Genomic DNA, 9,818 nt, shown 5'->3' on the forward strand with positions numbered 1-9,818 from the left:
GTGATCGATGACACAGTCAATAGCTTTAAGTGCTGATCTTTCAAATAAATTCAGCCGCACTTCGACGGCCGATCGGACCCAAGCCGCGCCGATGTCTGCGATGGTCGTTGCAGTGGATGGTGGCTTGTTGCAAAAAAATAAAGCCTGCCCGGCATCGGCCGGGCAGGCTTTGGTTTTTGCTGAGCACTCAGAGCACCTTGCGGATGGTTTCCTCAAAGCTCGTGACGTGGTGCAGCGCGAGTTCAGCGGCTTTGTCGGCATCGCCGGCCGCCACCGCCTTCAGCAGGTCAACGTGCTCGGTGATATGGCCGCTGACGGAAGGGACCTTGTCCAGGACGAGGCACCAGATGCGGGTGGCCAGGTTGTCGTAACGGATCAGGGTGTCTTCCAAATGGGGGTTCGCGGCTGCCTTGTAGATCAGCCGGTGCACGGTCAGGTCATACCGCATCAGCTCCCGGGACTCGGCCGGGCTGGGGTCAAGCCCCGCGATGGTGTCAGCAACGTCCAGCAATTCGCGGCGAACGGCGGCGCTGGCCCGGGTGGCCGCGCTGCGTGCCGCGAGGGGCTCCAGCAGCTCCCGCACCTCGGAGACGTCAGCCAGCTCCGTGAAGTCCACACTGGTGGCGAACGTTCCGCGGCGGGGATAGGAAACCACCAGATGGTCCACCTCCAGCCGCTTGATGGCCTCGCGCACAGGGGTCCGGCCGAAGCCCAGCTCGCCCGCGAGCTGGCCGTCATTAATGGGTTCACCCGGGCGGATCTCAAGCATGATCAACTTGTCCCGCAGCTGCCGGTAGGCGGATTCCGCCTGGGACAGCGCCTCACTCTCGGCGGGAGGCAGTGCCTGTAGTGCGGTCATGCTTCGCTCCTTTCTTCGCTCGTGGAACCTGGTCAGGGCCGACGCATAAAACTAGTTTTCGTTCCGCCCTTGACTCTCATGTGATCCCAATCATACCATTGACCTCACACTGATATATCAGTCATAAGAACAGTGGTATTTCAAAAGGAGCATCCGTGGTTGAGCAGTTGAACGACCGACTTTCCATAGTCGATCCCGAGGTCCAGCAGGCCATCGCCAACGAACTGGGCCGTCAGCAGTCCACCCTGGAAATGATCGCGTCGGAGAACTTTGCCCCGTCCGCCGTCATGGAGGCGCAGGGCTCTGTGCTGACAAACAAATACGCCGAGGGCTACCCCGGCAAGCGCTACTACGGCGGCTGCGAGCACGTTGATGTGATCGAACAGCTGGCCATCGACCGCGTCAAGGCCCTCTTCGGCGCGGAATTCGCCAACGTCCAGCCGCACTCCGGCGCCCAGGCCAACGCCGCCGCCATGTTCGCCCTGCTGAACCCGGGCGACACCATCATGGGCCTGAGCCTGGCCCACGGCGGCCACCTCACCCACGGCATGAAGATCAACTTCTCCGGCAAGCTCTACAACGTCATCCCGTACAACGTGCGTGAATCCGACCTCCGGATCGACATGGCCGAGGTTGAAGCACTGGCCCTGGAGCACCGGCCCAAACTGATCGTGGCCGGCTGGTCCGCCTACTCCCGCCAGCTCGACTTCGCCGAGTTCCGCCGCATCGCGGACCTCGTGGGCGCCTACCTGATGGTGGACATGGCCCACTTCGCGGGCCTGGTGGCCGCAGGGCTGCACCCGAACCCGGTGCCGTACGCCGACGTCGTCACCACCACCACCCACAAAACCCTCGGCGGTCCGCGCGGCGGCGTCATCCTGGCCAAGGAGCAGTACGCCAAGAAGATCAACAGCGCCGTGTTCCCCGGCCAGCAGGGCGGCCCGCTGGAGCATGTGATCGCCGCTAAGGCTGTGGCCTTCAAGCTCGCAGGCTCCCCCGAATTCAAGGAACGCCAGGAACGGGTCCTGCAGGGATCCAAACTGCTGGCCGAACGGCTCCTCCGCGACGACGTTGCCGCGGCAGGCATCTCCGTGGTCAACGGCGGCACCGACGTGCACTTGGTCCTCGTGGACCTTCGCCATTCAGAACTTGACGGCCAGCAGGCCGAAGACGCCCTGCACCGGATCGGCATCACCGTGAACCGCAATGCTGTCCCGTTCGACCCCCGCCCGCCAATGGTGTCCTCCGGACTCCGGATCGGCACGCCGGCCCTCGCCACCCGCGGCTTCGGCGCCGTCGAGTTCACGGAGGTTGCCGACATTATCGCGACGGCGTTGATCGCCGCTGCCAACACCGGCACCTCCGGGAGTGCATCCCTCGACGAAAGCACCGTCGTCGAACTCCGCGCCCGCGTGACCGCACTTGCCGAGCAGTTCCCCCTTTACGCCCACCTCAATGGCGGCACCGACGTTGCCGCTTTCGAATCTGACCTGATTGGAGCAGCCCAGTGAGCACGCATCAGCTCCCCGAGCACCCGGATTTCCTCTGGCGCAACCCGGACCCCAAGAAAAGCTACGACGCCGTTATCGTCGGCGGCGGCGGCCACGGCCTGGCCACCGCCTACTTCCTGGCCAAGAACCACGGGATGACCAACATCGCCGTCCTGGAAAAGGGCTGGCTGGCCGGCGGCAACATGGCCCGGAACACCACCATCATCCGCTCCAACTACCTCTGGGACGAGAGCGCGGCCATCTACGAGCACGCCCTCAAGCTCTGGGAGATCCTGCCCGAGGAACTCGAATACGACTTCCTGTTCAGCCAGCGCGGCGTCATGAACCTCGCCCACACCCTGGGCGATGTCCGCGAGAGCATGCGCCGCGTGGGAGCGAACCAGCTCAACGGCGTGGACGCTGAATGGCTGGACCCCAAGCAGGTCAAGGAACTCTGCCCCATCCTGAACATCAGCGACGACATCCGCTACCCCGTCATGGGCGCCACCTACCAGCCGCGCGCAGGCATCGCCAAGCACGACCACGTTGCGTGGGCCTTCGCCCGCAAGTGCGACGAGATGGGCGTGGACATCATCCAGAACTGTGAAGTCACCGGCTTCATCAAGGACGGCAACCGCGTCACCGGCGTCAAGACCACCCGCGGCACCATCAACACCGAAAAGGTGGGCCTCGCCGCAGCCGGTCACAGCTCCGTGCTGGCCGAAATGGCAGGCTTCGAGCTTCCCATCCAGTCCCACCCGCTCCAGGCACTGGTCTCCGAACTGCACGAGCCGGTCCACCCCACGGTGGTCATGTCCAATCACGTGCACGTCTACGTCTCCCAGGCCCACAAGGGCGAACTGGTCATGGGCGCCGGCGTGGACTCCTACAACGGCTACGGCCAGCGCGGTTCCTTCCACGTCATCGAGCACCAGATGGCTGCCGCCGTCGAGCTTTTCCCCATCTTTGCCCGGGCCCACGTGCTCCGGACCTGGGGCGGCATCGTGGACACCACCCTGGACGCCTCCCCCATCGTCGGCAACACCCCGGTGGAGAACATGTTCGTGAACTGTGGCTGGGGCACCGGCGGCTTCAAGGCCACCCCGGCTGCCGGCCTCACCTTCGCCCACAACATCGCCACGGGCACGCCGCACAAGCTGAACCAGCCCTTCTCGCTGGAACGCTTCGAAACCGGAGCCCTCATCGACGAACACGGCGCAGCCGCCGTGGCCCACTAGCCGCCGTCCCATAGAAAGAAGACGCACATGCTGCTTATCTCCTGCCCCAACTGCGGCTCACGCGACGAGACCGAGTTCCACTACGGCGGCCAGGCCCACGTGCCCTACCCGGAGAACCCGAACGAGCTGAACGACAAGGAATGGGCCCACTTCCTGTTCTACCGGGAAAACACCAAGGGCATCTTCGCCGAACGCTGGCTGCACAGCACCGGCTGCCGCCAGTGGTTCAACATGCTCCGCGACACCGTCACCTACGACATCAAGGTCGTCTACCCGATGGGAACGCCCCGGCCTGATGCCGCCGGCCGGACAACCGCCGAAACCGGCACAGCAAGCCTTGCCCCGGACAGCACCACCACGGGAAGCGCCGCTCCCAGCACCTCCACCACCAGCATCTCCAGCACCACCGCCCCGGAAGGAGCAACCAAGTGACTTCCCAGAACGCCCGCCTCGCTGCCGGCGGACGCATCGACCGCACCATCTCCTGGCGTTTCACCGTGGACGGCGAAGAATTCACCGGCCACCCCGGCGACACCCTAGCCTCGGCCCTGATTGCCAACGGCCGCATCGCCGCAGGCAACTCGCTCTACGAGGACCGCGCCCGTGGCATCATGTCCGCCGGCGTTGAGGAATCCAACGCGATGGTCAAAATCGCGCCGCGCTTCCCCGGCGACGTGGCAGAATCCATGCTCCCCGCCACCACCGTCACCCTGGTGGACGGCCTGAAGGCGGAACTGCTCAACGGTCTCGGCAAGCTGGACCCGGAGGAAGACCGGGCGGAATACGACAAGAAGTACGTCCACACCGACGTCCTGGTGATCGGCGGCGGCCCCGCCGGCCTCGCCGCAGCCCGCGAGGCAGTCCGCACCGGCGCCCGCGTCATCCTCATGGACGACCAGCCCGAACTCGGCGGCAGCCTCCTGTCAGGCTCCACCGCACCTGAGCTGGCTGACACCATCGAAGGCAAGCCGGCCCTCGAATGGGTGGCGGACGTTGAAGCCGAACTGGTTTCCGGCGCCGAGTCCACGGTCCTGAACCGCACCACGGCCTTCGGCGCTTACGACGCCAACTACGTCATCGCCGTGCAGAACCGCACGGACCACCTGTCCAGCCCGGCCGCCCCCGGCGTCTCGCGCCAGCGGATTTGGCACGTGCGTGCTAATCAGGTGATCCTGGCCCCCGGTGCGCACGAGCGTCCGCTGGTCTTCGAGAACAACGACCGCCCCGGCATCATCCTGGCCTCGGCCGTGCGCAGCTACCTCAACCGCTACGCAGTCGCGGCAGGGCAGCGCGTGGTCATCAGCACCACCAACGACAGCGCCTACGCCCTGGCCGCGGACCTCCGCGCCGCCGGCGTCAAGGTTGCAGCCGTTGTCGACGCCCGCCCGCAGCTCACCGAGGTTGCGAGCGCCGCCGTCGAAGCCGGGACCCGCGTCCTGATCGGTAGCGCCGTGGCTGACACCGCTTCGGCCGCCGCCGACGGCCGCGTTGAGAGCGTCACCGTCCGCAGCATCAACGACGACGGCGAACTCACTTCCGGCGTCGAGGAAATCGCGTGCGACCTGCTGGCTGTCTCCGGCGGCTGGAGCCCGCTGGTGCACCTCCACTCCCAGCGCCAGAGCAAGCTGCGCTGGGACGAAGAGCTCGCCGCTTTTGTGCCGAGCACCGTGGTTCCCAACCAGCAGACCATCGGTTCCGGCCGTGGCAGCTTCGAACTCGCGGACGTACTGGCCGAAGGCATTTCCGCCGGCGCAGCCGCCGCCATCGCGGCGGGCTTCGCTTCCGCCGTCGAGCCTTCTCCTCTCGGCGAGCCGAAGGCTTCCGCCCCCACCCGCCAGCTCTGGCTCGTTCCGGGCCAGGAGGGCACGCCGGATGACTGGCACCACCACTTCGTGGACTTCCAGCGCGACCAGTCAGTGGCTGACGTGCTGCGGTCCACCGGAGCCGGGATGCGTTCGGTGGAGCACATCAAGCGCTACACCTCCATCAGCACCGCCAACGATCAGGGCAAGACCTCAGGCGTCAACGCGATCGGCGTCATCGCCGCCGCCCTGCGCACCGCCGGCGAAGCGTCCCGCGGCATCGGCGACATCGGCACCACCACTTACCGTGCACCCTTCACCCCGGTGGCATTCGCGGCACTGGCCGGCCGCCAGCGCGGCGAACTGTTCGATCCCGCCCGCAAGACCTCCATCCACCCGTGGCACGAGGCCAAGGGCGCGCTGTTCGAAGACGTCGGACAGTGGAAGCGCCCCTGGTACTACCCGCAGGCCGGCGAGGACATGGACGCTGCCGTGCTGCGCGAATGCGCCGCCGTCCGCGACTCCGTGGGCTTCATGGACGCCACCACCCTGGGCAAGATCGAAATCCGCGGCAAGGACGCCGGTGAGTTCCTCAACCGGATCTACACCAACGCGTTCAAGAAGCTGGCCCCGGGTTCCGCCCGTTACGGCGTGATGTGCATGGCGGACGGCATGATCTTCGACGATGGCGTGACCCTGCGCCTGGACGATGACCGTTTCTTCATGACCACCACCACCGGCGGCGCCGCCAAGGTGCTGGACTGGCTGGAGGAATGGCTGCAGACCGAATGGCCGGAACTCGACGTGCACTGCACCTCGGTGACCGAACAGTGGAGCACGATTGCCGTCGTCGGGCCTAAGTCCCGCGCGGTGCTCGCCAAGGTGGCACCGGAACTCGCAGTCGACGGCGGACTCGACGCAGAAGCGTTCCCGTTCATGACCTTCCGCGAAACCACCCTCGCCTCCGGCGTGCGGGCCCGGGTTTGCCGGATCTCCTTCTCCGGTGAGCTGGCTTACGAAATCAACGTGCCGTCCTGGTACGGGCTGAACACCTGGGAGGCCGTGGCCGCCGCCGGGGCCGAATTCAACATCACCCCCTACGGCACCGAAACCATGCACGTGCTCCGCGCCGAAAAGGGCTACCCGATCGTCGGCCAGGACACTGACGGCACCGTCACCCCGCAGGACGCGGGGATGGAATGGATCGTCTCCAAGGCCAAGGAATTCATCGGCAAGCGCTCCTACGCCCGTGCCGACGGCCAGCGCGAGGACCGCAAGCACCTGGTCAGCGTCCTGCCGGTGGACGGCTCCATCCGCCTGCCGGAAGGAACGCAGCTTGTGGAGCAGGGCATCAGCACCAGCCCCGCCTACGGTCCCGTCCCGATGCAGGGCTTCGTAACCTCGAGCTACCACAGCGCCGCCCTGGGCCGCTCCTTTGGCCTGGCACTGATCAAGAATGGCCGCAACCGCATCGGCGAGACCATGGTGGCCGTCGCCGGCGACCAGCTGGTCGATGTTGTTGTCGCAGAAACCGTACTGTTTGACCCCGAAGGGACCCGCAAAGATGGCTAATTCAGCAGCACTCGAAGGCATCAATGGACTCCGGGAAATCCGCCGCAGCCCCGCCTCCCACCTGGCCTCAGCACTGGAGTCGGGATCGGTTCAGGGCAAGGTTGTCCTCGCCGAAGGCCCGTTCCAGACCATGGCCGGGGTCCGCGTGGATCCCCGCTCCGAGGGTGCTTCGCGGATCGCAGCCGTCACCGGCGGCCTGCCGGCACGCTGCGGCGAAGTGACCGGCACGGACAGCATCAGCGTCCTCTGGCTGGGACCGTCGGAATTCCTGGTGGTTGCACCTGAGGAGTCCCACGATTCCCTGGGCGGCAACCTCATCGGCTCCCTCACGGAAGCCTTGGGCGACGCCCCGGGCCAGGTGGTGGACCTGTCCGCCAACCGCACCACGTTCGATCTGTCCGGCCCCCGGGCCCGGGCCGTCCTGGAAAAGGGCTGCGCCCTTGACCTGCACCCGCGCAGCTTCACCCCGGGTTCGGCGGTGTCCACCGAGGTGGGCAACATCCCGGTGGTCCTGCAGAAGACCGGGGAGGAGAGCTTCCGGCTCTTCCCGCGGGCCTCCTTCGCGGACTTCCTGGGCCGCTGGCTCCTCGATGCAATGCGCGAGTACGCCTCGCCTGAGGTTCCCTAAATGGCGCTCAGCGTCCTGGACCTGTTTTCTGTCGGCATCGGGCCCTCGTCGTCACACACGGTGGGCCCGATGCGGGCAGCGAAGCAGTTCGCCGACGGGCTCAAGGGCGGCGGACTCCTGAGCTCCACCACCCGGGTCCAGGCTGAACTGTTCGGTTCGCTCGGCGCCACCGGCCGGGGCCACGGCTCCGACAAGGCGGTGGTGCTGGGCGTGCAGGGCCTGGACCCGGAAACCGTGGACACCTTCACGGCCGACGACCAGGTGGCGGCCGCCGCGCTCAACGCCGAACTTCTGGTGGGCGGGCACCACCGGGTGGACTTCAACTGGGACGAGGACGTGGTCCTGCACCGGCGCAAGTCCCTGCCCGCGCACCCCAACGGCATGACCTTTCGGGCGCTGGACCACACCGGCGCCGTCCTCGACGAACGCAGCTTCTACTCGATCGGCGGCGGCTTCGTCGTCGACGGCGACGCAAACGCCGGCGACCGGGTGGTGGCCGACGACACTGTGCTGCCGTACAACTTCACCACTGCCGACGAACTCCTGGCGATCTGCAAGCGCGAGGGCATGTCCATCTCCGACGTCATGCTCGCCAACGAACTCACCTGGCGCAGCGAAGCCGAACTCCGGGAGAAACTGCTGGGGCTCTGGGCGGTCATGCGCGAATGCGTGGACAACGGCTGCGCCGCGGAAGGGATCCTTCCCGGCGGCTTGAACGTGAAGCGGCGGGCGCCGTCGTTATTCCAGACCCTGACCGCGGACACGGGTGTCACCGACCCACTCCGTGCCATGGAGTGGGTGAACCTGTTCGCCCTCGCGGTCAATGAGGAAAACGCGGCGGGTGGGCGTATCGTGACAGCTCCCACCAACGGTGCGGCGGGAATCGTCCCCGCCGTCCTGCACTACTACGTGAAGTTTGTGCCGGGAGCCGACGACGACGGTGTGGTCCGCTTCCTGCTTGCGGCGGCCGCCGTCGGAATTCTGTTCAAGATCAACGCCTCCATCTCCGGCGCCGAAGTGGGCTGCCAGGGCGAGGTGGGATCCGCCTGTTCGATGGCCGCCGCCGGGCTCTGCGAGGTGCTGGGCGGAACTCCCGAACAGGTGGAAAACGCCGCCGAGGTGGGGATCGAACACAACCTGGGCCTGACCTGCGATCCCGTGGGCGGGCTGGTGCAGATCCCCTGCATCGAACGGAACGCCATCGCCAGCGTGAAGGCGATCAACGCCGCGCGGCTGTCCCTGCACGGCGACGGCAGCCACAAGGTATCACTCGACAAAGCCATCAAAACCATGCGCGAGACAGGAGCGGACATGAAAACCAAGTACAAGGAGACCTCCCGCGGGGGTCTTGCCGTCAACGTGATTGAGTGCTGAGCCATGACTGCCGTACAGACTGAAACCTCTTCTGCGCCGGAAACGACCACGGTGGAGCACGTCCTGACCCTCGACTGCGCCGAAACGCCGGGCATTGTCTATGCCGTGTCCGGGTTCCTGCTGGAGCACGGCTGCGACATCCTGGACAACAAGCAGTTCGGCGAGCGCGATGAGCGGCACTTCTTTATGCGCGTGCACTTCACGTCCGACGGCGATGCCTCCACCGCGGACACGCTGCGGGCTGCGTTCGGTCCGGTGGCCGAGCGATTCGGGATGCGCTGGCGCCTGGAACCGCAAGGCGCCAAGCGCCGGGTGCTCATCATGGTGTCCAAGTTCGGGCACTGCCTCAACGACCTGCTGTTCCGTGCCCGGACCGGAGAACTGCCGGTGGAGATCGCGGCCGTGGTCTCCAACCACACGGACCACCAGGCGCTGGTGGAATGGCACGGCATCCCCTTCTTCCACGTGCCTGTTACCGCTGCCACCAAACCCGAGGCCGAAGCCCGGCTGCTGGAGCTGGTGGACGAACACGACGTCGAACTGGTGATCCTGGCCCGCTACATGCAGGTCCTCAGCGATGAGCTCACCCGGCGGCTCGACGGCCGGGCGATCAACATCCACCACTCCTTCCTGCCCAGCTTCAAGGGCGCCAAGCCGTACCACCAGGCCTACGCCCGGGGTGTGAAGACCGTGGGCGCCACCGCGCACTACGTCAACGCCGAGCTGGACGAGGGCCCGATCATCTCCCAGCAGACGGTGGAGGTGGACCACACTTACGGCCCCGAGGACCTGGTCGCGGCCGGGCGGGACACGGAGTGCAAGGCCCTGTCCAACGCGGTGCGCTGGCACTGTGAG

At 66.3% G+C, this 9,818-nt stretch carries 8 protein-coding genes; 7 read left to right on the forward strand and 1 reads right to left on the reverse strand.

What is annotated here, in order from left to right:
* Positions 1–187: 187 nt before the first annotated feature.
* The gene (locus NQJ30_RS07820; protein WP_255769286.1) at positions 188–859 is read right to left on the reverse strand and encodes a GntR family transcriptional regulator; all 672 of its coding nucleotides are present in this window, start codon (positions 857–859) and stop codon (positions 188–190) included.
* Between the two features lie 155 nt (positions 860–1,014).
* Here NQJ30_RS07820 and glyA point away from each other — a divergent pair, with 155 nt between their 5' ends.
* From glyA to purU, 7 genes are all read left to right on the forward strand, one after another.
* Entirely contained in the window at positions 1,015–2,370 is a 1,356-nt protein-coding gene (glyA, locus tag NQJ30_RS07825; protein ID WP_308215162.1) for a serine hydroxymethyltransferase, read from the forward strand.
* Positions 2,367–3,587, forward strand: coding sequence for a sarcosine oxidase subunit beta family protein (locus tag NQJ30_RS07830; RefSeq protein WP_255769287.1), 1,221 nt, complete (start codon positions 2,367–2,369; stop codon positions 3,585–3,587). Before glyA ends, NQJ30_RS07830 begins: the two co-directional genes overlap by 4 nt.
* Before the next feature lie 27 nt (positions 3,588–3,614).
* Positions 3,615–4,019, forward strand: a complete 405-nt coding sequence (locus tag NQJ30_RS07835) for a sarcosine oxidase subunit delta (RefSeq protein ID WP_255769288.1) — start codon at positions 3,615–3,617, stop codon at positions 4,017–4,019.
* Positions 4,016–6,961: a sarcosine oxidase subunit alpha family protein gene (locus tag NQJ30_RS07840; protein ID WP_255769289.1), complete on the forward strand. Its 2,946-nt coding sequence runs from the start codon at positions 4,016–4,018 to the stop codon at positions 6,959–6,961. The genes NQJ30_RS07835 and NQJ30_RS07840 overlap by 4 nt, the downstream gene beginning before the upstream one ends.
* Positions 6,954–7,589 (forward strand): sarcosine oxidase subunit gamma, encoded by a 636-nt coding sequence (locus tag NQJ30_RS07845; RefSeq protein ID WP_255769291.1) that lies wholly within the window; start codon positions 6,954–6,956, stop codon positions 7,587–7,589. Before NQJ30_RS07840 ends, NQJ30_RS07845 begins: the two co-directional genes overlap by 8 nt.
* Positions 7,590–8,963: an L-serine ammonia-lyase gene (locus NQJ30_RS07850; protein ID WP_255769292.1), complete on the forward strand. Its 1,374-nt coding sequence runs from the start codon at positions 7,590–7,592 to the stop codon at positions 8,961–8,963. It begins immediately after the preceding gene.
* Positions 8,964–8,966: 3 nt separating this feature from the next.
* On the forward strand, positions 8,967–9,818 hold an 852-nt coding region (purU, locus tag NQJ30_RS07855; protein ID WP_255769293.1), incomplete at its 3' end, for a formyltetrahydrofolate deformylase.

Source organism: Pseudarthrobacter sulfonivorans (genome assembly GCF_024391045.1).
Lineage (GTDB): Bacteria > Actinomycetota > Actinomycetes > Actinomycetales > Micrococcaceae > Arthrobacter > Arthrobacter sulfonivorans_B.

Coding starts and splice junctions, on each gene's coding strand:
- NQJ30_RS07820 (WP_255769286.1), bottom strand. CDS start 859: ATGACCGCACTACAGGCACTGCCTCCCGCCGAGAGTGAGGCGCTGTCC.
- NQJ30_RS07835 (WP_255769288.1), top strand. CDS start 3,615: ATGCTGCTTATCTCCTGCCCCAACTGCGGCTCACGCGACGAGACCGAG.
- NQJ30_RS07845 (WP_255769291.1), top strand. CDS start 6,954: ATGGCTAATTCAGCAGCACTCGAAGGCATCAATGGACTCCGGGAAATC.
- NQJ30_RS07850 (WP_255769292.1), top strand. CDS start 7,590: ATGGCGCTCAGCGTCCTGGACCTGTTTTCTGTCGGCATCGGGCCCTCG.